Genomic DNA, 24469 nt, shown 5'->3' on the forward strand with positions numbered 1-24469 from the left:
CATTTACTTGAAAGGTCTTTTTCTCTATCTCATTTTACCGCTCCATACAGCTTCTCTATCTCATGCTCAATTTGTTTTACATCGATTCGCTCAAATAATGGCTGTACGCTATCAATTCTATTCGGCAACGTATTTTGCGGTTCCCAATTTCGTTTAACAATCGACAATGTGTTTCGAACTCTTTCACTTGAAAATGGTAAAAATGGTTCAAGGAGATTTGCAAAATTAGCAATAAGATAAATACAATTATAAATCGTTTCTTCACATGAAACTGAATCATCTTCTCTTTCTTTCCAAGGCTGCCTCTCATCAAAATATTTATTTGCAAAACGTACTGCATCAAATATTGTCTCTAACGCCACTTTAAATTTAGTTTGCTCAATCGCCTCTCCTACATTTTTATATAGTCCTTCTACTTTATCTTTCAGCTCTACATTGATAGTTCCCTTCGGTACAATGCCATCATAATACTTTTCAATAAACTTTAATGTCCGGTTCACGAAGTTTCCATATGCCCCTAACAATTCACTATTATGACTGTAAATGAATTCACGCCACGAAAAATCAGTATCACGATTTTCTGGTGCATTTATCGTTAAAAAATAACGAATAGAATCTGGATCATAGCGTTCCAATATGTCTGGTACCCATACTGCCCAGTTTTTACTTGTCGATAACTTTCTTTTCTCTACTGTTAAATACTCATTCGAAACGATATGACGCGGGATTGCTTCCTCCCCTATTCCAAGTAATACCGCTGGCCAAATGATGGAGTGAAATGGAATATTATCCTTGCCGTGTACATAATATGTTTGCGCATCGCTATTCCAAAACTCATGATCATCTTTTCCTGTTTCTTCAGCCCAATGTTTACTCGCTGAATAATATCCTGTCACTGCTTCAATCCATACGTAAATTTTCTTATCTTCATACCCTTCTACTGGAATTGGTACCCCAATTGGTAAATCACGTGATACGGCCCTATCTAGTAATCCTTCCTTTACATATCTCTCTGTTAGTTGAATCGCATTGTCGCGCCATGTCCCTGTTTGTTTGGCAATTTCTACATCCCTTTTAATTTGCTCCTGAAATGTATGCAATGCGAAATAGAAATGCTCTGTTTCCTGTACGGATGGTGTACTACCACATAACTTACATTTCTTTTCTAACAAATCGAGTGGATCTAAAATAGCTGAACACGCATCGCATTGATCGCCTCTTGCTGCTTCATGGCAATGTGGACATATTCCTTCTACATAACGATCCGGTAAAAACTGCGTACACGTTTTACAGTACGCTTGTTCCACTGTTTTTTTATAAATATGTCCTTCTTCTAATAAACGTAAAAAAACATTTTGAACCGTTTCATGATGATGTTCGCTATCTGTACGTGTATAGCAATCATACGTAAAACCGAGATCACGAAAACATCGCTGGAATTCTTCATGGTACTTATTAGCAATTTCTTTTGCTGTCACACCTTCTTGTTTTGCTCTAATTGTAATCGGTGTTCCATTACAATCACTCCCTGAAACATACAGCACATCCTCACCTTTTGCCCGGTAATAACGTGCTAAAATATCTCCTGGTAATAAACTTGCAATATGTCCAAGGTGTAACGAACCATTTGCATACGGCCAAGCGCCTCCAATAAAAATACTCATCTTACATTCCTCCTTTTAAATATAAAAAAGCCCCGCCCTTATCTAAAAAAAGATAAGGGCGGGGCTGTATAAACAGTCGCGGTACCACCTTATTTCGCTAATTACTCACATAATTAGCCTTAACAAGTACGGAGCTATATGCTCTTATACTGTGGTTTTGATAACGAGTACCAACTCTCGTCGCCGCCTACTATTATCATTTGATAAGTTCAGGACGAAGCTCAAAGGCCATTGTTCAAATGAATATTCTTGCTTCTTCTCAGCTACCGAAGCTCTCTGGAAAGAATGTGTTCATCCTACTTTTCCTTTTCAACGCTTTTACGTATAACAAGTATTGTACGACTTAATCACAGAAAAATCAAACTTTTATCCAGAAAGAAAAGGAAATCCCATCCCCCTGCCGAATAACTATACGTTCACAAAAGGAGTGATATGATTGAATCAAAAACAATTAAGCACACGTAATGAAAAAAGCTGGAATGCAGCTGCTTATGAAGCTTGGACGAATCGCCATGGAGCGCCAGCTGATTATGCAAAAAAGCTCATGAAAGACCCCGCGCGCGAAGTAGATCACTATTTACCTTACATACAATCTCCGAAAGGAAAACGTATTATTAATTTACTCGGGTCAAAAGGGAATAAGGCTGTCGCACTCGCCCTTTTAGGCTCTAACGTAACAGTTGTTGATATTTCAGCAAGTAATGCAAAATATGCAAATGAACTTGCGGACGCAGCAGGTGTCTCTATCCAGTATGTCGTTTCTGATGTATTAAATGTGCAGCTCTCCGAATCATTTGATATCGTATTGCTGGAACTTGGTGTACTCCATTACTTTCTAGATTTAAAACCGCTCTTTCAAAAAATTGCTACCATGCTTAAAGGAGATGGAATGCTTATCCTTCGTGACTATCATCCTGTTTACACGAAATTATTAGGAGTCGACCACCCATCATTTCAGGCCAATGGAAATTATTTTGATGAAGAATTAATTGAAGATGATGTTGCTTATAGCATCCTTCTTACAGAAGCACAGAAAGAATCGCTACCTAAAACAACCATCCGTCGCTGGACGTTAGGAGAAATTATTACAACGCTCGCGGAAGAACATTTTAAAATTGAAAAACTAGTTGAAGAACATGGATCTCATCAAAGATGGGTCTTTCCTTCTACTGCACCAGAAGGAATCGAAGGACGTATCCCTGGTCTATATACAATAATTGCGCGAGCATGCAAAAAAGGATCCCTTCACGGATAGGATCCTTTTTTGCATGCTCGCGCATATAAGTTGAGGTTGGAGATTACCATAATTCTGTAGAATAGGACACAAGATATTTCAACATTTCGTCTCTGACTTACGTCGTCAAAAAGGGGTATGACCAACATAACGAAGAGTAATGTTTTAGTTGATACTGATAATCGTTATCAACTAATTAGAAGTATACATGATGTTATTTCAAATTTCAATAGCATTTCTAATATTTATTTATGGATTTTATGATATGCAAATGTATACATTTTAAGAACTTTTTCTAATACCAATCTGACTCCTTCCATTATCTGCTATAATTTTCATTGAACAGATTAATAACTTCATAATAATGTTTTTATTAATTTCGCTCCAAATATCTATAAATCATAATAAACAGTTTAGATGAGGGTAGGGGTAACGATGAAATATGTTAGTATTCGAAAAAAACTACTGTTCACACTCTTAAGCATTTCTTCTTTATTTAGCATTGCTCTTATTGTTATTCTTTCATTCGCCATGAATCAAGCAAGTGAAATCGAAACGTTAAAAAATGATGTATCGAAAAGAGCGACGATTTTAAAAGAACGTGGCGATTGGTTCCAGGCACAAGTTGCTGGTTTACAAGAATATTTGCTATCACATGATCAAAAAGGATTAGATAAGTTCAACCGAGAAGGGAAAAAATTAGCTGATACTAGAGAGAAAGTAACAAGTGACAAAAAGCTCCCAGAAGGAATGAAAGAAGCCATTTTAATGGGGGGAAAATGGCGTAGCGTCATAGATAATGAGGTACTACCTCTTGCGCATGAAGGAAAATGGGACGAAGCATCTAAAATTGCTTTAGCACAAACAGATTATGTAAATGATCTTTTAGGTCGTTTTAATAAATATACAAATGAAGAGAATGAGAAACGTGACGCATTAATTGCTGACGTTGAGTCTTCTTCATCACTTATTCAATATATTATTTTCTTCTCACTCATTACATGTACATTAACGTCTATTTTATTAGCATGGTGGTTCTCTGGTAAACTCGTTAAGCCAATTCGACAAATTGATGAGAAGTTGAAAGAATTAGCTTCTCAAGATGGAGATTTAACGGCTAGATTACACGTAACGAGTAAAGATGAAATTGGTGACATTGCAAATTCCTTTAATCAAATGCTCACTAACTTGCAGCATATAATAAAACAAGTTCAACAAACATCAACAAGTGTAAAAGAAGCTTCCGAAAATGTATTTATCGAAACAACCGCTTCTATGGAAAATACCGCAAGGACACAAGAAACTATGAATGCTCTTGAACACAATATTCGTTCACAAGTTTCTAGCATTGAAGAAAGTTCAACCTCAATGGATGACATGGCAACGAGTGTTCAGCGTATCGCTGAGGCCGCCTCTTCTGTTACTAGTTTAGCTGTCACAACCTCAGAAAAAGCAGATGATGGGAATAAAGTCATTGAGAAATCTATTACACAAATGCATACAATTAACGAAGCTGTTAACGCTACATCACAAGTAGTTGAGCGACTCATTACACATACAAATCATATCGATACTGCACTTCAATCTATTTCGAATATCGCCGAACAAACAAATTTACTCGCTTTAAATGCTTCTATTGAAGCAGCGCGTGCTGGTGAACATGGCAAAGGATTCGCTGTTGTTGCCGATGAAGTTCGAAAACTTGCTGAACAATCTCAACTAGCCGCAACCGACATTAACCATTTACTGCATCAAATTCAAGCCGATACAAAAATAGCAAATGACATGATGACACAAGGTCAAGCAGAAGCTTCTGAAGGAATTACGGTTATTCGTACCGCCGGATCTTCATTCTCAGAAATTGTTAACCACATTAACAAAGTCTCTACGCAAATGCAAGAAATGTCTGCAACTGCTGAAGAGATGGCTGCAAGCTCTGAAGAAATGAACGCAGCTTTAAATAATATCGCTTCTATTTCAAACGAAGTTGCTGCAGAAACATCACAAACAGCACATTCAGCTGGTGATCAAGTAAACAAAATGAGTATCGTGGCTAACAAATCATCTGAAATGAAAACAATCGTACAAGAACTTGAAATTCTCGTTTCTCATTTCAAAACAAACGCTTAAAGTGAAAATGACACAAGCTCAAAGGTATAGGAAAGAAAGTTTTACAGTCTCTCTTTTTTCACTTTAAAATATATCTTTCTATCTCTCATTCCGTCTGCTATAATTCCTAAAGGAAATAAGAAAGCTTTCTTCCAACTGGATTAAAGCTTTCTTTCATTTTTTAAATTAATTAATTCTAATACTAAGATTTCACAAAGGAGGCTTTTTATCATATGAATTTTGTAAGTATCAGAAAAAAACTTATGTTCATGATGGGAACGATTTGCGCTTTATTTGGTATCGCCTTAGCATTTATTTTATTTTTTGCTATTGACCAATCTCGTAAAGCTGAAACATTACAAAAAGAAATTTCTCCACTGGCAACAGAATTGAAAGAACGTGGAGATGCTTATCAAGTACAGCTCTCTGCTTTAAGAGGTTATTTACTACAACACGATCAAGTCGAATTAGACAAGTTTAATGAGATGAGTAAACGTCTGGAGGATTCGAAAGATAAACTTCTTTCTAATCCAAATGTTTCTTCGTCCGTGAAAAGCACAATGGAATTGGGGTCCACTTGGAGAAAGTTCGTTGAAGGAAAAGTATTCACTCTTGCAAAAGAACAAAAATGGGAAGAAGCTTTACAAGTAGCTTCTACAGAAAATGGCACTGTCTATAAAGTAATTGGTGATTTCACAAATTACAGTAATGAGCAAGCTAAATTACGTGAACAATCTATTGAAAAAATTGATCAATCTTCAGTAGGAATTGAATATGCAGTCTTTCTATCACTTGTTATTTGTATTGTCGTTGCAATTATTCTTGCATGGTGGTTCTCTGGTAAACTTGTGAAACCAATTCAACAAATCGATACAAAACTAAAAGAGTTAGCTTCTCAAGAAGGTGACTTAACGGCACGTCTGCAAGTAAATAGCAACGATGAAATCGGTGCTATCGCAACATCATTTAATAAAATGTTAGAAAACCTACAACATATCATTAATCGTGTTCAAAAAACATCAGTGGAAGTACAAACCGCTTCTGAAAACATGCTAGAAAAAACGAATACATCACGTGAGGCGACAGTAAGAGTCCAAAGCTCAATGTCTAACTTAAACGCAAGTATTCAATCACAAACTTCTAGTATGGAAGAAAGTTCAACTGCAATGGACGATATGGCAGTAAGTGTTCAACGTATTGCTGAATCTGCTTCATCTGTAGCGGAACTTGCTGTTGCCACATCTGAACATGCTAGCGATGGAAGTACCGTTATCCAAAAATCCGTTTCACAAATGACAACGATACACGAAGCTGTAAATGCTACGTCAGAAGTGGTTGAACGTCTAATCACTCATACGAAATATATCGATACCGCTGTACAATCTATTTCTAATATCGCTGAGCAAACAAACTTACTTGCTTTAAATGCTTCTATTGAGGCTGCTCGTGCTGGCGAGCAAGGAAAAGGATTTGCTGTCGTAGCTGACGAAGTTCGAAAACTTGCTGAACAATCTAAAACAGCTGCAACAGACATTAATCAATTACTACATCAAATTCAAAATGATACAGAAACTGCTAGCTCTATGATGTCTCAAGGCCGTTCTGAAGCATTTGAAGGCATTAATGTTATTCGTGAAGCTGGTACTTCTTTCACAACAATTGTAGAACAAGTAAATAAAGTATCTACTCAAATGCAAGACATATCAGCAACCGCTGAAGAGATGGCTGCAAGTGCTGAAGAAATGAATGCTTCACTTAATAACATCGCTTCTATCTCGACTGAAGTATCCAGCGAAACCGCCGCAACGGCACAATCTGCTGAACAGAAAGTTATCGTTATGAATGAAATGACAGTAACTGCTGGAAAAATGAAACAAACAGTTGAAGAGTTAGATCAACTCGTATCTCATTTTAAAACAGAATAGATTTTCAAAAAATATCCCTGTTTGAAAGAGGGATATTTTTTTTGAGCTCATTTCCTGCACATTATGCTCATTTCCGTTATAATGAGAATCGATATCATTAAAATGTAGGAGGGGCTGCTTATGTCACAAGAAGCATTTGAAAATAAATTATTGGCTAATTTAGAAGCTGTTATTGACCCTGAACTAGGTGTTGATATCGTTAATCTTGGATTAGTGTATGATGTTACAGCAGATGAAAATAATAATGCTGTCATTACGATGACTATGACTTCTATCGGTTGTCCAATGGCTGGGCAAATCGTATCAGACGTTAAAAAAGTATTATCAACAAACGTACCTGAAGTTAATGAAATAGAAGTAAATGTCGTTTGGAATCCACCGTGGTCGAAAGAACGTATGTCACGTATGGCGAAAATCGCATTAGGTATTCGCGACTAGCGGAATAAAGTGAAACTTTAATCATTGGGGGTTTTGTTCATTCCCCACTGATTATCAGCCCTCACCAATCAGGCTTTTACGGGCAGCAGGCCCCCACCTAACTTCTTTGCTTCCGCTGAATTTTGAGGTGGGGTTCTTACCGCCCGGCAAATAGCGGGATAAAGAAAAAAACCTGACATTCTAGTCAGGTTTTTTTCACCTATTATTTTACGCCTACTGCATCATAAGCTTTCGTTACAGCTTGTACAGCTTTAGAGTTTTGACCATATAAGTCCTCAGCTGACTGAAGAACAGCTTGACGCATCATTTTAAAGTCAGAATTTGCAGTTAAATATTTCGTAAGAGCGCGGTAGTAAATTTTTTCTGTCGCTTCACGGCCCACTCCAGTTACTTTCACGCCGTAATGATCTCCGCCTTCAGATACTAAATAAGCAGCTTTATTATTAATACTACTGTTAATATGAACACCGCCATTATCAGCTGTTCCAGTATAACGTTTACTATAATGATCTGGGTAACCTTCACCTGGTTTTAATGGGTTTGGAATAGACGCTGGATCTTTTAGTGAACGAAGTGCATCGCCTGGTTTACCAGGTGTATAAATGTCAGCACCTAAATCCCAACTCTTCTTCTCAACCATAACACCCATAATATCAGATAACGATTCATTTAACGCCCCTGACTCATTTTTATAAACAAGGTTTGCTGTATGTTCAGTTACAGCATGCGTTAATTCGTGACCGATAACATCAAGTCCAGCAGATAATGGAATGAATGTTTTTCCATCGCCATCACCATACATCATTTGCACACCGTTCCAAGCTGCGTTATTCCAGCTCTCCCCTACGTGAACAGTTGAAATAAGCTTCGCACCTTTATCATCGAAAGAGTTACGATTAAATGTTTTTTTGTAGTAATCATATACTTTTCCTGCATTTACATGCGCATCAACTGCAGCTTTATCTTCGAAGAACTTAGATTTACTTTCAACTTCTTCGCCTGTATATCCAAGCCATTGTGAGAATAAATTAAACAAGTTTTCATCCATATTTTCTGCATCAAATGTGTGAATACCTTGTCCTCGTTTACCGTCAAATAAGTTGAATACTCCCGTTTTTTCATCTTGGGCAATTTCAAATGATTGTCTAGCACCTAATACTCCGTAGCCAAACCCTGTAACGTGATCTACAGCATTATATTTCTCAATAACATTTCCATTTGTTGCATCAACAAAATAATGCCAATACCCTGGAGCTGGTTTTGAAATCGATGCCTTAACTAAATATGCAAGGTAGTAATTACCGTCCTTTTCATATACAAATAAATCTTTTTTAACACCGTCATAATTCTTTACTTTACCAATTTCTTTCTCAATATCTGCCTTTGCAATTGTTTCTGCTTGTTCCGCACTAATGCTTGCAGATGCAGGGATATTTTTATCATCTAAATTCGGAATAACTTGTCCGAAGAATGCTTTTACATTATTCTCTTTATCAAGTGTAACAGTTTGATCAGAACCGTACACAGGAATGTTATTATGTTTCTCAACTAGCTTCACATGTGTCGTGTCAGATTCAGCGTCTTTTTCTTCTCCAACGATATTAAAATGCTTTTCAATATTTCCTGCTAATTTAAACATATCTTTCTTACTCTCTAAGTATTGAAAGACCGTCTCTTTTTTATCTAGTCCTTCCGGTGCTTTCCATTCTTCACCTATGTATGCAGGTGTTTTAAATTCTTGATGATATTGGATTTTTTGTTCTTCCGCTTTCGTTGTCGTTGCCCCAAACGCTCCAAATCCCCCGGCGATAACAGTTAACGCTAATGCTGATGAAATGACTTGCTTTTTCACTATAACATTCCCCATTCCCATAAAGATTTTTGACACTTTTATAAAATTCTGATTTTTGTAGCCGATACCTCTACCGAAAATTTGAGAAACATTTTTCAGATAATTCCAATCAAAAAAGAGGACATCCTATCAGATGTCCTCTTTTCTATAAACCTTTTATTGTTTTTTCAATTCAATTGCTAAATAGTGTGATTGCCCTTTCGCTTGAATGTGAATATCTTCTTCTACAGATTCTGCTGCATCACGCATAACAAACGTTTCACCATTTATTACACTGCTTCCTTCAATTTGAACAAGATACAATTGACGGCCTTCTCGCACAGGAAAATGAATTTCTTTTCCGGCATCTAACGATAAAGAATATAAATTTGCATCTTGGTGAATTTGAATTGGTGCCTCCCCTTCTACTGGAGATACCATATGGAACCATTCGTTTTCACGCTCGCTCCAATCAAATTTAAACTCACCATAGTTTGGTTTATGATCCGCACGATCTGGTAAAATCCAAATTTGTAATAAACGTAGTGTTTCATTTCCTAAATTATGCTCGCTATGAAATACACCTGTGCCAGCACTCATATATTGAACATGTCCTCGCTCAATTGTTCCGCGGTTCCCCATGCTATCTTCATGTGTTAAAGCACCATCTACAACGTACGAAATGATTTCCATATCGCGATGCGGATGCATATTAAAACCAGTTTGTGCCGCTACTAGATCATCATTAATAACACGTAACGCTCCGAAGTTCATGTTATTTGGATTATAGTAATTGGCAAAAGAAAAATGAAAATGTGTATTTAACCAACCATGATTTGCTCTGCCCATATTTTTATGATCAACTTTTCTAAACATATCCTTCACCTCATACTATCTCGAATTCGAGATTTATTTTAAAATTTTTTCTTACTGTAACTTTTTTAGTAGTGTTAATAATTGCTTTTGTTCCTCTATATTTAAATTATGAAACTTCTCCGCTTGGAACGTTTCTTGAGGTGGGACGATTTCCTCATATAAAGCTCTTCCCTTTTCTGTTAAAGAAATATATTTCGTAGTACCCTCTTGTTCACGCGAAATCCACTCAAGCTGCTCCATTTTATTTAAAAGCTGCGTTACATTTCCTTTCGTAACAAATAGCTTATTTCCAAGTTCTTGCTGCGTTAAACGATCATGTCCTCCAACTTGAGCTAACACATCAAACTGGGCGGCAGATACATTCCAGTTTTTCAAATGCTGATTCGTCTCACGAATACTCTTATTATAAAAACGTGATAAACGAAACCATAATAGTAGCCCTAGTCTATCTTCTGTTTTCATTTCATCACCTCGCTCGTTTTATACCATTAGTTTAGAACTAAACTTTATAAAAGTCAAATACTTATTTTTAATAAGCACAAAGAAAGCACAGCGCTATTTCTCCACTATGCTTTACATTAACTTTCTACTCTTATATTCATCCAATTTCCTCTCCGCGAACTTCCTCGCATCGTTTTCAATCCACCGCTCTTCGTACCGTTCACTTCCCACATACAATATGTCTCTCTTATGCTGCATCGCATGGCGAAATTCATGCAGTAGCGTTTTGAGAACTTGCTCATACTCTTCCCACATACAAACGAAGATTAATTGTTTTTCTTTATGATAAAAACCACCTACTGGGAATAGAAATTCTTCTTCCTCTTCCCCTAATGATAGAAGCACATCGTTTGCATCACACGTATCACAAAAAATAACGGGTGTTTTACATGCTTCAATAAGAGAAAACAAATCCTCTCTCAGCTTTTTGACATCCCAATGAAGCTCCGAATCCAACACATACCAATTCTCTACCTGTTGATATACATTTTGAAACTGGAGTTCCATTTCTCTTTATTCCCCTTTCCAAGCAACCTTTTTCTATATGTATGCCACAATATGGTAAATATTAAACGTATTCTTTCATCCTTGAAAAAATGCCAATAAAGTGAAACTTTAATCAGTGGGAATTTTGTTCATCCCCACTGATTATCAGCCCTCACCAATCGGGCTTTTACGGGCAGCCCGCCCCCCACCTAACTTCTGAATTTTGAGGTGGGGGATCTTACTGCCCGGCAAATAGCGTGATAAAAAAGGAATCTATGTCGACATAGATTCCTTTTCCGTAATCATTTTTTTCTCATCATTTTTTTTAATACAAAGTAACCAATTGCACAAACAATAGCAGCAAGTGCAAAGTATTTCACATATGGCCCAGCTACTTTATTAATACTTTCCCACTCTGTGCCTAATTTAAAACCTAAATATACAAACACAATTGACCACGGAATAACAGCTAATGTAGTTAGCGTAATAAACTTAGCATGTGACATTTTCGCAATACCCGCTGGTATCGAAATAGCATGACGCACAACCGGAATAAAACGTGCGGTAAAGATAACGCCAGTTCCGTAACGATTAAACCAATCTTCAGCATAATCAATATGTTTCTTCTGAATTAAAATATATTTTCCATATCGCTCAAGAACAGGTCTTCCTCCGTATCGACCGATCCAATAAATGAATAGTTGTGCAATTACACCACCAATTGTACCAAACGCGACAGCGCCCCAAAATGTAATGCTTCCTGTTGATACTAAATAACCTGCATAAGACAATACGATTTCACTTGGAATAACCTCTAGCATTAATCCAAGCATAATTCCCCAATAACCAAGTCCTTCTAAAAAAACTAAAACCGAATGAATCAACTCTCCTAACATCATTTACCTCTCTTTACTGTTTTCATTGCAAAAATAAAAGTACAAGCAGGAAATATCTTGTACTTTATTTTTTTAAATTTAGTTAGTCTTCGTATCCCACTTAAAGATTTTATTTAAGAATTTATATACATTCTTCGACTCTTTTGTCAGAAGTGGGCCTAAAATGGATAGTATAAGCACGTATAGTGCTGAGAAGGGTTTCAGTACTGACATTAAACCACCGGCGATACCGATATTAGCCATAATGATGGAGAACTCTCCTCGTGAAACGATTGTTAATCCGATATTTGTTGATGCTTTATGAGATAACCCTGCTTGTCTTCCTGCAATCATTCCTGCTACAAAGTTGCCGATTATTGTAAGAAGGACAGCACCTAACGTTAACCATATCGCTCCGCCTAATGAGAACGGATCAATACTTAACCCGAAGCTGAAGAAGAAAATAGCTCCGAAAAAATCTCTGAATGGAACAACAAGATGTTCAATTCGATCACTATGCTCTGTCTCAGAGAAAACTAATCCTAGAAGAAGTGCCCCAATCGCTTCTGCAACGTGAATTGTTTCTGAAAAACCAGCAATGAAGAATAACGAAGCAAATACTACAATAATAAAGATTTCATCTGAGCTAATATTGAGCAATTTATTTAATAACGGCGTAGCCTTTCTAGCTACTATAAAGAATAGAAGCATATATCCTAAAGCAATTCCAATTGAAGTAAGGGCGCCTAAGAAGGAAGCGTGATCCCCTAGTACTAAACCAGAAACAACTGATAAATATACAGCAAGGAATATATCTTCAAACATAATAATTCCTAAAATTAATTCGGTTTCATTATTACCAGTTCTTCTTAAGTCCACTAACACTTTAGCAACGATAGCGCTAGAAGAAATCGTAATAATACCCGCAATAATTAAGATTTCTAGTAATGGGAATCCCATTATAAATCCGTATAACAAACCAAGTGAAAAGTTAATTAAAATATAAATCGTTCCGCCAATCGCAATAGAGCGTCCAGATTTAATTAGTTTTTTCATTGAAAATTCTAATCCTAGATAGAATAGAAGGAATAGAACCCCAATCCGTCCAAGGAAGGAAATTACACTTGCACTTTCAATAAATTTGAGATCGATAACACCTATTGTCGGTGCATGCGGTCCTACTAACATTCCAAGAACAATTAGAAAAGGAATTACTGAGAATTTAAATTTTCCAGCAATTACCGCTGCAATTGCCACTAAAACTAAAGCTGTACCAACTTCAAAAATTAACGTATCCATCTAGTCAGTCCCCCCTATTTGAAAGTAATTCATTAATGATTTTTTTAATTTCTTCTCTCTCACCTGAAACTACAAGCATATCTCCTTCTTCAATTACTGTTTCTGGTCCTGGATTAAATAGCTTCTTCATGTTCTTCTTCATAACCGCGATTATCGTTACGCTATATGTTTTTCTTATTTCAAGATCGCCAATTGTTTTTCCGATTGCTGGAGCTGTATTCTCCACTTTGAACCACTCAATCGCTAAACCTTCAAAAACCATCTCAACATTTTCTAACGCCCTAGGCTTATATACCATTCCACCTAATATTGCTGCGATTTGCCTTGCCTCTGAGTCACGTAGTGAAATACTTGAGATGCTTTCTTCATGGTCTGAATCAAAATGATACATTTCTCTACGCCCATCATCATGAATGACAATTACCATCTTTTCGTTACCTTTCGTAACGATTTGAAACTTATAACCAATACCCGGAAGTTCACTTTCTCTAATATTCATTTTTAGCTCCTCCATAACTTATTTATTTTAATTTTCTGTTTTTCTGTCTTTTATTCATCCAATCAACTTTAGAAATTCTAACCACTCAGGATATTTGTGATTTGGAAATCTTTTATTGTAATAATAAGTTGCCCCTAAAAAGATACTTAAAGATGTAATGATAAAAAACATATTACTTCTCATTTTCAAACTCTCAAGGCTTACTTTCAATAAAGAATCTTCTTTCAAATTATCCCCACTTTCTCGCTTTAAATTTAGTTTTTTAAAATGTAAATAATTCTAAAAATATTACGATGTAACATAATCATAACACAAAAATGATTTAAGTAACATGATTTTTTAGAAAAATTGATTCTCGTATATTTTTTGCATATAATTTTCTTATTACGAAAAAAAGGAAGTGTATTATATGGTTGATATCTTTAGCAGATTCCTTGAGGTAACGAATAATATTTTATGGTCATATATTCTTATTGCAATGCTAATCGGCTTCGGTCTTTACTTCTCTTTTAAATTAAAATTTGTCCAAATTACTCATTTCAGTGAGATGGTCAGCTTAATTAGTAAAGGGTTTAATCGAAAAGAAAAAAAGAAAGATAGCATCTCCCCATTCCAAGCATTTTGCTTAAGTGCAGCAGCACGTATCGGTATCGGGAACTTAGCCGGTGTAGCACTAGCAATTTCAATGGGTGGACCTGGCGCAATATTTTGGATGTGGTTTATCGCAATTATCGGAGCAGCTACTAGTTTCGTAGAATGTACGCTCGCTCAAATTTATAAAGTAAAAGATGGTAGCAGGTTCCGTGGTGGGCCGGCATATTACATGGAAAAAGGATTAAACAAACGCTGGATGGGTGTTTGGTTCTCACTTCTTATTACAGTTGCGTACGGATTAATTTTCAATTCAGTACAAGCGAATACAGTAACAATAGCGTTTGAAAATGCTTTTGGACTAGAGCGAACAATCGTAGGAGCTCTATTAGCCTTATTAGTTGCAGTCATTATTTTTGGTGGTATTAAGAGCATTTCACGTATTACAGAAATGATTGTTCCGCCAATGGCAATCGTTTATATCGGCGTGGCTATTTTTGTCGTTATTAACAACTTCAATATGTTACCAAGCATTTTCATGGAAATCTTTAACGGTGCATTCGGTTTAGACCAAGCCATCGCTGGTGGTATTGGAGCAGCAATCAAGTTCGGAATTCAGCGCGGTTTATTCGCGACAGAAGCAGGTATGGGTAGCTCTCCTAACGCAGCAGCAACATCAGATGTATCTCACCCTGTAAAACAAGGACTTGTTCAAGCATTAGGTGTTTTCGTAGATACATTCTTAGTATGTACATCAACAGCATTTATCGTATTATGTTCTGGACTTTACAAAGGATCAAATTTAGAAGGTATCGAATTAACACAAAACGCTTTAAGTTCACAAATCGGACCGTGGGCAAGCACTTTCTTAGCGATTATTATTTTCCTATTCGCTTTCAGTTCTCTACTAGGAAACTACTATTATGGTGAAACAAATATTGCATTCATTAAAGAAAGCAAAACATGGTTAATGATTTATCGTGTTGCAGTTGTCGGAATGGTATTCTTCGGATCAATCGCTGCTCTTAAAACAGTTTGGAGTTTAGCTGATTTATTCATGGGACTAATGGTATTCACAAACTTAATTGCCATCTCATTCCTTAGCAAATTTGCTTACGCTGCATTAGTAGACTATTTGAAGCAAAAGAAACAAGGAAAAGATCCTGTTTTCGTTGCAAGCTCTATCCCTGGTTTACAGAATACAGAGTGCTGGGATGGACAGGATGTAGAAGAAAAACAGAAGGCTGTTTAACAAACAAAGGCCCTATTACTTCACCGTAATAGGGCCTTTTATTTACAACAGTTCATAATTTGTTCAAATTAATTCCAGCAAAAGGGTTGATTTATAGAAATTACTAGATTATAATGATTATAAATTAGTAATTGATATAACATAACAACTCAAAAGGAGATTGATCATAATGAACAAACAAGTAATCGAAGTATTAAACAAACAAGTAGCAGACTGGAGCGTTTTATTCACAAAACTACACAACTTCCATTGGTACGTAAAAGGACCTCAATTCTTCACATTACATGAGAAATTCGAAGAACTTTACACAGAATCAGCTACTCACATCGACGAAATTGCAGAACGTATTTTAGCAATTGGAGGCAAACCAGTAGCAACAATGAAAGAATACTTAGAACTATCTTCTATTCAAGAAGCAGCATACGGAGAAACTGCAGAAGGGATGGTCGAAGCAATCATGAAAGACTACGAAATGATGCTAGTCGAACTGAAAAAAGGCATGGAAATTGCTCAAAACTCTGACGACGAAATGACATCTGACCTACTACTAGGCATCTACACAGAACTAGAAAAACACGCTTGGATGCTACGTGCGTTCTTGAATCAATAATAGATTTAAAAGCGGAAGCGGCTCGCTCAGAGTCGCTTTTTTCTGTAATGGTTGCACTTAACGGTACACGAAATTATATCAACGATTTTTCAAATATATCGATCATTACTCGAAATATATCAACGATTTTTTCATTATATCAATCATTACCCGCAATATATCAACGATTCGACAAAGGATATCAATTTGCCGACAAATCAAGACAATATCAGCGCCCCTCTCCTCCACTTTCATCACTATATTACAATCTCATCTATGTTAAAATATAGGAAACACCCTTTAGTAAAATAGATCCAAAAGGCTTTTCCAAATTCATCATTTACTACTTAAATGACGGGAGCGGTTCAGTTGAAAGACTACTTAATTAGAGCATTTTTTGCGTTGATAACAGTTGGGATTCTCTTACTTATAGCTAATATTTTTAATATACGTGTCGAGGTGAAAGACTATGCTTTCCTCGTTGTCGTAGCAATTGGTGGCGGCTGGGGTGGCTGGTACCTATATAAAAAACAAAGCAATCAAAATGATAAAGGCATTCCAAAGTAATATGGAATGCCTCTTTTATTGCCTTCTGTAATAAATAATGAAATTCAGACCACTAATACAATCAATCGTAATAAACATACAAAACGATTGTGGATCTCCACCTAGATCATACTCATCAACGATAAAGCCGGACATAAACAACGTTATCGCAGTAACACCGATACATAATACCGAGATAAACCAAAGTGAAAATTCATTAATCAGCTCTTTCTTCTGCCTTAAAACAATTAGCATAACAAGTATAGATGCCGCTAATATACATTTGAAAACCGGCCTTAAATACACAAACTCCTCCATCTATTTCTCCTTTCCCAAAAACATTACATCTAAACATTAACATATTTAACCAAATTAAAAACACATGCCATCTTAAATTAAAACGACATGTGTTTCCGTATTTGCTATGATAGTTGCTTCCACTTCGTCCCCAAAACAGGACGCTCATAATTTTGGATTGCATGAATTAGTTTATCTGCTGTCTCAGCTGAAACGATCAATTCTTTATTTGATGGATTCATAAATCCTTCTTCTGCTGCACGTTCAACCATTTGCAAAATTGGTCCGTAAAAACCTTTTATGTTTAATAAACCAACCGGCTTATTATGTATACCAATTTGTGACCAACATACAACTTCAAATAGTTCTTCAAACGTTCCGTATCCGCCTGGAAGCGCAATAAAAGCATCCGCAAGCTCTGCCATTTTCGCTTTACGTTCATGCATCGTCTCTACTTCAATTAATTCTGTTAATCCTGTATGCACAATTTCTCCTCGGAATAGACCGCGTGGCATAACACCTGTTACACGTCCACCTAAACGAAGAACTTCGTTTGCTACTTCCCCCATTAATCCAACGCATGAACCACCGTATACGAGCTCATACTCGTTCTCAACAAACATTTTACCTAACTGAATTGCCTGCTCTTTGAATTCTGGTCTCTCCCCTAAATTAGAACCTGCAAACACACAAATCTTTCTCATTCCTACACCCCGAAACTATATATTGTTATGATACAATGAACATTGTACAACATATTGAGGAGATGAGGAAGAAATGGATATCGTTGCATTTCAAAGATGGGTTGAGGAATTTTACGAAAAACGAAGCTGGTCACAGTATAATGCCTTTATTCGCTTAAATTTCTTAAACGAGGAAGTTGGGGAAGTTTCACGAGTCGTTCGTGCTATTGAAATCGGCCGCGATCGCCCTGATGAAGATGCGAAAACAGAAGAAGAGCTAAAACAAGAACTAAAAGAAGAACTTGGCGATGTACTATCTAACCTTATTATTCTTTCGCAAAAATATGATTTAGACTTACAAGACATTATGGACGCACACGTCACAAAGCTTTCGAAAAGGTTCGAAGTATCTAAATGAGAATATTATCAATTATGGTATAATATTCTTGTCACAATACTAAGGGGGATTTTATGTTATCAAAAAAATTGCACGACGCATTAAATGAACAAATGAACTTTGAATTTTACTCTGCCCATGCTTATATGGCAATGGCTGCTTACTGTACAGCTGAGAGCTATGATGGATTCGCTAACTTTTTCCTTGTACAAGCTGAAGAAGAACGTTTCCACGCAATGAAGCTTTACAACTATATTAATGACCGCGGAGAGCGCGCTATTATTACTGGATTTGATAATCCGAATAACGAATACGAATCTGTATTAAACGCTTTTGAAGTCGCACTTGAGCACGAGCGTGAAGTAACGAAACGTATTTACAACTTATCTGATATCGCTTGGGATGAGCGTGAACATGCAACAATTACATTCTTAAAATGGTTCGTTGACGAACAAGTTGAAGAAGAAGCTTCATTCGATAGCATCATCCAAAAACTAAAACGTATTACAAGCGATTCAAACGCACTGTTTATGCTAGATGCTGAATTAGAGAAACGTACATTTACGCCTCCAGCTGAGTAATATTTCAATCACCTTAATACATGTATTAAGGTGATTTTTTTGTTTGCTCTCTATCTTAAAATCACCTTAAATTTCCTCATATTTGACATAGTGCCAGATATAAAATGGTATTATTTTCAATATAAAAACGAATATACGAGGAGAGGAAAAATGAATCAACGTGTAGAAGCTGTTGATGCAATTCGTGGTTTCGCTTTGTTTGGCATTTTACTAGTCAATATGACATTAATTCAATTTGGGTTCTTCACCAGTGAAAAACCAACTTATCTATTTGGCGATCTTGATAAAGGTGCTAATTGGTTTATTCAATTTTTCGGCACACATAACTTTATATCCCTATTTTCTTTTCTATTTGGGCTTAGCATTATTTTGTTACAAAAAAGTATTATCGTAAAAGGAAAAAAATTCTTCCCCACATACATAAGACGTATTATCATTCTTTTACTACTCGGCTACATTCATGGCACTTTTGTTTGGGAGGGAGATATTTTATTTGCATACGGAATAATCGGGATTTTTTTAATGATATTCATCAATCGAAAACCGAAAACTTTGCTTATTTGGGCGATTATTCTACTCGCACTTACTACACTTATGTCTTATCAAACTGATCCATCTACAAATATAAATGATTTCGCACCTTATACTGAAAAAGAACATAAAGTCCATCAAACTGGAAGCTATATGGATCACGTCAACTTTAGATTGACTGAAAATCCTTTTGATTACATGGGAATTGACGGTGCATTCGGATTATTTTTCATATCAGTTTTCGCAATAATTTTTATGTCTCCACTGTTCCTACTCGGAATGTATGTAGGGAAAAAAGGCTGGCTATTTGAGGTCAGTAAACATATACCTGCTGTCAAAAAAATCTGGTTTGTCACTGGTCTCTTCTCTTTTACAATTAAAATCTTAGCTATGTTCGTAAAGCATCCGATTTTAATTATGTTACAAGATGGCCTTACACCAGTAACTATGACCTTCTTTTACGGAAGTACGATTATTTTATTATTCCATTACAAAAAAGCATCTCGTCTACTAACCTACATGGCGAACATGGGAAAAATGTCCGTTAGTAATTACTTAGCACAATCTATTATCGCAACAACTATTTTTTACGCATATGGATTTGGCTTATACGGTAAAATCGGTTATTTCTTCGGTATTCTTTTAACCATTGGAATTTATACGATTCAATTATTCGTTAGCACCTATTGGCTCCAGAAATACCGGATGGGTCCAGTGGAATATGTGTGGAGACTGGGAACTTATTTAGAGAAACCACGTTTTAAAAGAGATTTGGATAAAGCAAGTTAAACAAAAAAGCAATGAGCCTACGCTCATTGCTTTTCCAGAGTGTTGGGAAACCCTTTAGGGTTCCCCACACTCTGGAATCATTTTGATTTTAGCGAATAAAAACAACATAAAATAATAGAGTTTCAAAAAAATAGCCCTCCACCAGACCTTTTTTGGTCAGATGGAGGGCTATTTTTTTCATGTTTTGACAAGTTGCGGTGAGATAAGCCTGCATTTGGACAGACTTCAGCCCCCGAAATCGAGCATATCGATAGCCATGTAGTTCTTTGGCGTCCGCAAAGCTTCGCTCTATAGTTGAACAGCGTACTTTGTACAACTTTTTCCCTGTAACTGTTAGTTTGTTTTTTCTAGCGATATCCTTATATTTCTCCCATATATGATGAGTGATAACTTTTTGTTTTTGTTTCTTTGAAAAACATACCTCACGTAGCGGACAAACAGCGCAGTCTTCTGGGTTGGATTTATAGTGACAATATCCTTCACGATCCGTTGTCGCATACTCTAAAATATACCCCATCACCATAAATATATTTCTCTCCGATAATTTCTTACAGATATACCCTGTAAAATAGCCTGCATCAAGAGCTACAGCTTCCACTTTAAATCCGAATTTATCAATTTGAGCTTGTAGACGCGCTAAATATGGCTCGGAATCTGCCATATTTCCAGCCGTTACATAAGTATCTGTAATAATATTGTACTTCGCATCAGTCGTACGATGGTCTAAGAAATGAAAACCGTTCGGTTTTCCATCTCTCATTAAAAATCCACTATCTGGATCCGTAGTACTTATACGAGTTTTTTTAGTGGGAGTATCACTTTCCTTTCTGGGTTTTAATTCTTTTTTTCGTGTACCTCACGATCTTCAATTACCGCAGCTTCTAGTTCATCTATATAAAACTTTGCCTTTTCTTTTTTATATTTATGTACAAACTTATTTTTATTAGCATTGGCCTTAATGTGCGTAGAATCTGTCATCAGCGCACGTCCTCCCACCATCCGGTGCTCTGTCGCTTGCCTCACGATCTCATCAAAAATTTCTTCGAAAATATTTGTATGAATAAAGCGAGTACGACGATTCCAACTGATTGTAGAATGATCTGGAATAGTATCTGATAGAGAAAACCCTAAAAACCAACGGTAGGCGATATTCGTTTTAATCTCTTTTTCCAATTGACGCTCCGAACGAATACCGTAAAAATATCCAATAAACATCATTTTAAATAAAACGATAGGATGGATTGACGGACGTCCATTGTTTTCACAGTAATAAGGGCGTAACTTCTCTTCAATAAAATCAAAACTAATTGTCGCTTCGATCGCACGAAGGAAATGATCTTGTGGAACCAACTCTTCTACAGAAACAGATACACGTTCATCACGATGATTTTTTAAAGCACCCATCATAAAAAATCTCTCCTTTACCTCTTTTTATCAGTGTTGACACATAAAAAGAGGTTCAGACACAAAAACAGGCTGTGGAGAAGACTTTCTCCACAGCCTGAAAAAGCAATGAGCCTACGCTCATTGCTTTTCTTAATTTATTAAAGCATAACACCAACGATAATCGCTGATAATATACTTACTAACGTTGCACCGTATACAAGTTTTAAACCGAATGATGATACAACGTTTGCTTGTTTGCCATCGATACTCTTCGTTGCACCTGCGATAATTCCGATAGATGAGAAATTCGCAAATGATACAAGGAAGATAGATAAAATACCTACTGTACGAGCTGATAAATCGCCAGCCACTTTTCCAAGGTCAAGCATTGCAACGAATTCGTTCGTTACTAATTTTGTTGCCATAATTTGTCCTGCTTGTAACATCTCTGATGTTGGAATACCCATTACGAATGCTAATGGTGAGAAGATGTATCCTAAAATGCTTTGGAATGTGATTCCGAAAATTGAATCGAATACACCATTAATTGCTGTAATTAATGCTACGAAACCAATTAACATCGCCGCTACTGTTACAGCGATAGAGAAACCAAGCATAATATATTCGCCTAACATTTCAAAGAATGTTTGTTTCTTGTCTTCTTGTAATTCTAAAATATCGTCTTCTTCTTTTACTTCATATGGATTAATGATATGAACGATAATGAATCCACTGAATAAGTTTAATACAAGTGCTGTTACTACATATTTTGGATCAATCATTTTCATATAAGAGCCGACGATTGACATCGATACTGTAGACATCGAAGATGCACAAAGTGTGTATAAACGATTTTTCGGTAATTTGCTTAGTTGATCTTTTACTGTAATGAATACTTCCCCTTGACCAACGATTGCAGCTGCTACCGCATTATATGATTCTAGTTTTCCTAAACCGTTAACTTTACTTAATAGGAAACCGACTGCACGAATGATAATCGGTAAAACTTTAATATGTTGCAGGATCCCGATTAATACTGCTAAGAAAATAATCGGTAATAATACTGTTAAGAAGAATGGTGCTTGTCCATCGTTTGCTAGACCACCAAATACGAAGTTAACCCCAGCTTCCGCAAATTTTAAAATAGAACCAAATCCATCTGCGATCCCTTTTACTAATACAAATCCGACCTTTGTATTTAGTAAGAAATACGCAAGTACCAATTGAATGACAAGCATAAGTGCAATTGGTTTATATTTAATTTTCTTACGATCTGAACTGATAAGGAAACCTAGTACAAACACTACAAGTAAACCGACTAGAAACATTACTATTTTCATATGTGAATCCCCCACTTCTCCCACGAGTTATTGGTCGTATAACGTATAACGAATGACGTCTGACCATTGTTGTTAAAAAAATTTAAAACCCCTAAAAACTATTCAACTGTCATCTAAAATCAGTAAGCGTTTACATAAATTGCAATTTATAAAAGGTAGCTTCTTCTCTCCTACCATACTTGAAAGTCTGAAATTGATACCACCTACAAATCAAATTGTAAGCGTTATCTAGTCGAAATGCAATATAAATTTTAAAAGATTTTTATATGTTAATATATTCCTAATTAATTGGTTTTTTCATGTAAATTTACCATAAAAAAATAGCCCTAGCTATGAGCTAGAGCCATCCTTTTTTTTACCCCGCTTTAACGGGCAGTAAGACCCCCATCTCAACATTCAGCGAAAACAAAGAAGTTAGATGGGTGATTAACTGCCCATAAAAGCCCGATTGGTTCAACTAATAATCAGCGGGGGATAAAGCTCCCCCCACTAATTAAAGTTTCACTTTATAACATAACACCAACGATAATCGCTGATAAAATACTTACTAATGTCGCACCGTACACAAGGCGTAGACCGAATGATGATACAACATTTGATTGATTTTCATCGATACCTTTCGTTGCACCTGCGATAATTCCGATAGATGAGAAGTTCGCAAATGATACAAGGAATACAGAAAGAATACCAACTGTACGAGCCGATAAATCACCAGCTACTTTTCCAAGATCAAGCATCGCAACAAACTCGTTTGATACTAGTTTTGTTGCCATAATTTGTCCCGCTGTTACCATTTCTGCCTGCGGGATGCCCATTACGAATGCTAATGGTGAGAAAATATATCCTAAAATAGCTTGGAATGTAATACCGAACATTGAATCAAACAAGCTATTAATTGCTGTAATTAATGCTACGAAACCAAGTAACATTGCCGCTACTGTGATCGCGATTGTGAAACCAAGCATAATATATTCGCTTAGCATTTCAAAGAATGATTGTTTCTTCTTATTTTCTAATTTCAGTGTATCTTCTTCTTCTGTAATATCGTACGGGTTAATAATATGAATAATAATGAAACCACTAAATAAATTTAATACAAGTGCTGTTACTACATATTTTGGCTCAATCATTTTCATATAAGAACCCACAATTGACATCGATACTGTCGACATAGAAGATGCACATAATGTATATAAACGATGTTTTGGGATTTTACTTAATTGATCTTTTACTGTAATAAATACTTCTGCTTGTCCAACAATGGCAGCTGCTACTGCGTTATATGATTCTAGTTTTCCTAGACCATTTACTTTACTTAACAACGTACCAATAGCACGAATAAATATCGGTAAAATTTTAAAGTGTTGCAGAATTCCGATTAAAACCGCAAAGAATACGATTGGTAATAGCGCTGTTAAGAAGAATGAAACCTCTCCTTTATTAACAAGACCACCAAATACGAAAACGATTCCAGCTTCCGCATATCCAAGAAGTGCGCCAAATCCATCTGAAATTCCTTTTACTAAAATATAACCAACTTGCGTATTTAATAAGAAATAAGATAATACTAGCTGAATAATAAGCATAATTGCGATTGGTTTATACTTAATCTTCTTTCGATCGGCACTTATAAGAAAACCGAGTACAAATACAACGAGTAATCCTACAAGGAACATAACAAACTTCATTAATAAAATCCTCCATTTAACTCTTCATTAACGTTGAACGTCTGACCATTCGAAACAAGAAA

Annotated in this window: 23 protein-coding genes and 1 other annotated feature; of the genes, 10 read left to right on the forward strand and 13 right to left on the reverse strand. The window is 36.1% G+C overall.

Going from position 1 to position 24469, the window contains the following annotated elements; all coding sequences use genetic code 11:
- Positions 1 to 29 precede the first annotated feature (29 nt).
- Positions 30 to 1664 carry a methionine--tRNA ligase gene (metG, locus tag JFU02_RS16620; RefSeq protein ID WP_000021544.1) on the reverse strand — a complete coding sequence of 545 codons (1635 nt, stop codon included), beginning with the start codon at positions 1662 to 1664 and terminating at the stop codon, positions 30 to 32.
- Positions 1665 to 1715: 51 nt separating this feature from the next.
- Positions 1716 to 1986 (reverse strand) — a binding site (T-box leader).
- A gap of 114 nt (positions 1987 to 2100) precedes the next feature.
- Between metG and JFU02_RS16625 the strand changes: the two genes are divergently transcribed.
- From JFU02_RS16625 to JFU02_RS16640, 4 genes are all read left to right on the forward strand, one after another.
- Positions 2101 to 2919 carry a class I SAM-dependent methyltransferase gene (locus JFU02_RS16625; RefSeq protein ID WP_061666128.1) on the forward strand — a complete coding sequence of 273 codons (819 nt, stop codon included), beginning with the start codon at positions 2101 to 2103 and terminating at the stop codon, positions 2917 to 2919.
- A 414-nt stretch (positions 2920 to 3333) separates the two neighbouring features.
- The gene (locus JFU02_RS16630; RefSeq protein WP_000878434.1) at positions 3334 to 5028 is read left to right on the forward strand and encodes a methyl-accepting chemotaxis protein; all 1695 of its coding nucleotides are present in this window, start codon (positions 3334 to 3336) and stop codon (positions 5026 to 5028) included.
- 212 nt (positions 5029 to 5240) lie between these two features.
- On the forward strand, positions 5241 to 6932 hold the full coding sequence (locus tag JFU02_RS16635) for a methyl-accepting chemotaxis protein (RefSeq protein ID WP_201071286.1): 1692 nt from the start codon (positions 5241 to 5243) through the stop codon (positions 6930 to 6932).
- Between the two features lie 120 nt (positions 6933 to 7052).
- Positions 7053 to 7370, forward strand: a complete 318-nt coding sequence (locus JFU02_RS16640) for a metal-sulfur cluster assembly factor (RefSeq protein ID WP_000076422.1) — start codon at positions 7053 to 7055, stop codon at positions 7368 to 7370.
- A 202-nt stretch (positions 7371 to 7572) separates the two neighbouring features.
- Here JFU02_RS16640 and nprB read toward each other — a convergent pair whose 3' ends face one another.
- The 7 genes from nprB to JFU02_RS16675 form a co-directional block, all read right to left on the reverse strand.
- The gene (nprB, locus tag JFU02_RS16645; protein ID WP_201071289.1) at positions 7573 to 9222 is read right to left on the reverse strand and encodes a neutral protease NprB; all 1650 of its coding nucleotides are present in this window, start codon (positions 9220 to 9222) and stop codon (positions 7573 to 7575) included.
- 156 nt (positions 9223 to 9378) lie between these two features.
- Complete coding sequence (locus JFU02_RS16650; RefSeq protein ID WP_086406408.1) at positions 9379 to 10077, reverse strand: pirin family protein; 699 nt, start codon at positions 10075 to 10077, stop codon at positions 9379 to 9381.
- 51 nt (positions 10078 to 10128) lie between these two features.
- Positions 10129 to 10539 (reverse strand): MarR family winged helix-turn-helix transcriptional regulator, encoded by a 411-nt coding sequence (locus JFU02_RS16655; protein WP_000845486.1) that lies wholly within the window; start codon positions 10537 to 10539, stop codon positions 10129 to 10131.
- A gap of 111 nt (positions 10540 to 10650) precedes the next feature.
- A complete protein-coding gene (locus tag JFU02_RS16660) occupies positions 10651 to 11085 on the reverse strand; it encodes a DUF3920 family protein (protein WP_201071292.1) in 435 nt (144 codons plus the stop codon).
- A 281-nt stretch (positions 11086 to 11366) separates the two neighbouring features.
- On the reverse strand, positions 11367 to 11960 hold the full coding sequence (uptA, locus tag JFU02_RS16665) for an undecaprenyl phosphate transporter UptA (protein ID WP_000900215.1): 594 nt from the start codon (positions 11958 to 11960) through the stop codon (positions 11367 to 11369).
- Between the two features lie 78 nt (positions 11961 to 12038).
- Positions 12039 to 13238 carry a cation:proton antiporter gene (locus tag JFU02_RS16670; RefSeq protein ID WP_000380223.1) on the reverse strand — a complete coding sequence of 400 codons (1200 nt, stop codon included), beginning with the start codon at positions 13236 to 13238 and terminating at the stop codon, positions 12039 to 12041.
- Between the two features lie 4 nt (positions 13239 to 13242).
- A complete protein-coding gene (locus JFU02_RS16675; RefSeq protein ID WP_001026075.1) occupies positions 13243 to 13737 on the reverse strand; it encodes a cation:proton antiporter regulatory subunit in 495 nt (164 codons plus the stop codon).
- A gap of 409 nt (positions 13738 to 14146) precedes the next feature.
- On the opposite strand from JFU02_RS16675, the gene JFU02_RS16680 reads away from it, so the two are divergent.
- The 3 genes from JFU02_RS16680 (at position 14147) to JFU02_RS16690 (ending at position 16736) form a co-directional block, all read left to right on the forward strand.
- A complete protein-coding gene (locus tag JFU02_RS16680; protein ID WP_000227587.1) occupies positions 14147 to 15580 on the forward strand; it encodes an alanine/glycine:cation symporter family protein in 1434 nt (477 codons plus the stop codon).
- Positions 15581 to 15749: 169 nt separating this feature from the next.
- Positions 15750 to 16190, forward strand: a complete 441-nt coding sequence (locus JFU02_RS16685; RefSeq protein WP_001041897.1) for a Dps family protein — start codon at positions 15750 to 15752, stop codon at positions 16188 to 16190.
- Between the two features lie 348 nt (positions 16191 to 16538).
- Positions 16539 to 16736, forward strand: coding sequence for a hypothetical protein (locus JFU02_RS16690; RefSeq protein WP_000656312.1), 198 nt, complete (start codon positions 16539 to 16541; stop codon positions 16734 to 16736).
- Positions 16737 to 16751: 15 nt separating this feature from the next.
- Here the strand turns inward: JFU02_RS16690 and JFU02_RS16695 are convergent, their stop codons facing one another.
- Together JFU02_RS16695 and JFU02_RS16700 are read right to left on the reverse strand one after the other, a co-directional pair.
- Positions 16752 to 17033, reverse strand: a complete 282-nt coding sequence (locus tag JFU02_RS16695) for a hypothetical protein (RefSeq protein ID WP_061666134.1) — start codon at positions 17031 to 17033, stop codon at positions 16752 to 16754.
- 104 nt (positions 17034 to 17137) lie between these two features.
- A complete protein-coding gene (locus JFU02_RS16700; RefSeq protein ID WP_001225756.1) occupies positions 17138 to 17716 on the reverse strand; it encodes an LOG family protein in 579 nt (192 codons plus the stop codon).
- A 73-nt stretch (positions 17717 to 17789) separates the two neighbouring features.
- Here JFU02_RS16700 and JFU02_RS16705 point away from each other — a divergent pair, with 73 nt between their 5' ends.
- The 3 genes from JFU02_RS16705 to JFU02_RS16715 all read left to right on the forward strand — a co-directional run bounded on the left by JFU02_RS16705 (position 17790) and on the right by JFU02_RS16715 (position 19993).
- On the forward strand, positions 17790 to 18113 hold the full coding sequence (locus JFU02_RS16705) for a MazG nucleotide pyrophosphohydrolase domain-containing protein (RefSeq protein ID WP_000355741.1): 324 nt from the start codon (positions 17790 to 17792) through the stop codon (positions 18111 to 18113).
- Positions 18114 to 18166: 53 nt separating this feature from the next.
- Complete coding sequence (locus JFU02_RS16710; protein ID WP_000949403.1) at positions 18167 to 18673, forward strand: ferritin; 507 nt, start codon at positions 18167 to 18169, stop codon at positions 18671 to 18673.
- Between the two features lie 150 nt (positions 18674 to 18823).
- Entirely contained in the window at positions 18824 to 19993 is a 1170-nt protein-coding gene (locus JFU02_RS16715) for a DUF418 domain-containing protein (protein WP_086406405.1), read from the forward strand.
- A gap of 88 nt (positions 19994 to 20081) precedes the next feature.
- Here JFU02_RS16715 and JFU02_RS16720 read toward each other — a convergent pair.
- The 3 genes from JFU02_RS16720 to JFU02_RS16730 form a co-directional block, all read right to left on the reverse strand.
- Positions 20082 to 21400, reverse strand: a protein-coding gene (locus tag JFU02_RS16720; protein ID WP_201071294.1) for an IS1182 family transposase whose coding sequence is annotated in 2 segments (ribosomal slippage) — positions 20082 to 20842 and positions 20842 to 21400 — 1320 coding nt in all. Because the reading frame shifts where the segments join, the coding sequence is not laid out codon by codon here.
- A 137-nt stretch (positions 21401 to 21537) separates the two neighbouring features.
- Positions 21538 to 22719 (reverse strand): NupC/NupG family nucleoside CNT transporter, encoded by a 1182-nt coding sequence (locus tag JFU02_RS16725; protein ID WP_000706853.1) that lies wholly within the window; start codon positions 22717 to 22719, stop codon positions 21538 to 21540.
- Between the two features lie 506 nt (positions 22720 to 23225).
- Entirely contained in the window at positions 23226 to 24407 is a 1182-nt protein-coding gene (locus JFU02_RS16730) for a NupC/NupG family nucleoside CNT transporter (protein WP_000673845.1), read from the reverse strand.
- Positions 24408 to 24469: the final 62 nt, after the last annotated feature.

Origin of the sequence: Bacillus sp. TH13 (assembly GCF_016651175.1) — a bacterium.
GTDB lineage: Bacteria > Bacillota > Bacilli > Bacillales > Bacillaceae_G > Bacillus_A > Bacillus_A thuringiensis_S.

Bases quoted from the DNA above. Each gene is read 5' to 3' on its own strand.
- metG (WP_000021544.1), bottom strand. From the start codon at position 1,664: ATGAGTATTTTTATTGGAGGCGCTTGGCCGTATGCAAATGGTTCGTTA.
- JFU02_RS16630 (WP_000878434.1), top strand. From the start codon at position 3,334: ATGAAATATGTTAGTATTCGAAAAAAACTACTGTTCACACTCTTAAGC.
- JFU02_RS16635 (WP_201071286.1), top strand. From the start codon at position 5,241: ATGAATTTTGTAAGTATCAGAAAAAAACTTATGTTCATGATGGGAACG.
- JFU02_RS16640 (WP_000076422.1), top strand. From the start codon at position 7,053: ATGTCACAAGAAGCATTTGAAAATAAATTATTGGCTAATTTAGAAGCT.
- JFU02_RS16650 (WP_086406408.1), bottom strand. From the start codon at position 10,077: ATGTTTAGAAAAGTTGATCATAAAAATATGGGCAGAGCAAATCATGGT.
- JFU02_RS16655 (WP_000845486.1), bottom strand. From the start codon at position 10,539: ATGAAAACAGAAGATAGACTAGGGCTACTATTATGGTTTCGTTTATCA.
- JFU02_RS16660 (WP_201071292.1), bottom strand. From the start codon at position 11,085: ATGGAACTCCAGTTTCAAAATGTATATCAACAGGTAGAGAATTGGTAT.
- uptA (WP_000900215.1), bottom strand. From the start codon at position 11,960: ATGTTAGGAGAGTTGATTCATTCGGTTTTAGTTTTTTTAGAAGGACTT.
- JFU02_RS16670 (WP_000380223.1), bottom strand. From the start codon at position 13,238: ATGGATACGTTAATTTTTGAAGTTGGTACAGCTTTAGTTTTAGTGGCA.
- JFU02_RS16675 (WP_001026075.1), bottom strand. From the start codon at position 13,737: ATGAATATTAGAGAAAGTGAACTTCCGGGTATTGGTTATAAGTTTCAA.
- JFU02_RS16680 (WP_000227587.1), top strand. From the start codon at position 14,147: ATGGTTGATATCTTTAGCAGATTCCTTGAGGTAACGAATAATATTTTA.
- JFU02_RS16685 (WP_001041897.1), top strand. From the start codon at position 15,750: ATGAACAAACAAGTAATCGAAGTATTAAACAAACAAGTAGCAGACTGG.
- JFU02_RS16695 (WP_061666134.1), bottom strand. From the start codon at position 17,033: ATGGAGGAGTTTGTGTATTTAAGGCCGGTTTTCAAATGTATATTAGCG.
- JFU02_RS16700 (WP_001225756.1), bottom strand. From the start codon at position 17,716: ATGAGAAAGATTTGTGTGTTTGCAGGTTCTAATTTAGGGGAGAGACCA.
- JFU02_RS16705 (WP_000355741.1), top strand. From the start codon at position 17,790: ATGGATATCGTTGCATTTCAAAGATGGGTTGAGGAATTTTACGAAAAA.
- JFU02_RS16710 (WP_000949403.1), top strand. From the start codon at position 18,167: ATGTTATCAAAAAAATTGCACGACGCATTAAATGAACAAATGAACTTT.
- JFU02_RS16715 (WP_086406405.1), top strand. From the start codon at position 18,824: ATGAATCAACGTGTAGAAGCTGTTGATGCAATTCGTGGTTTCGCTTTG.
- JFU02_RS16725 (WP_000706853.1), bottom strand. From the start codon at position 22,719: ATGAAAATAGTAATGTTTCTAGTCGGTTTACTTGTAGTGTTTGTACTA.
- JFU02_RS16730 (WP_000673845.1), bottom strand. From the start codon at position 24,407: ATGAAGTTTGTTATGTTCCTTGTAGGATTACTCGTTGTATTTGTACTC.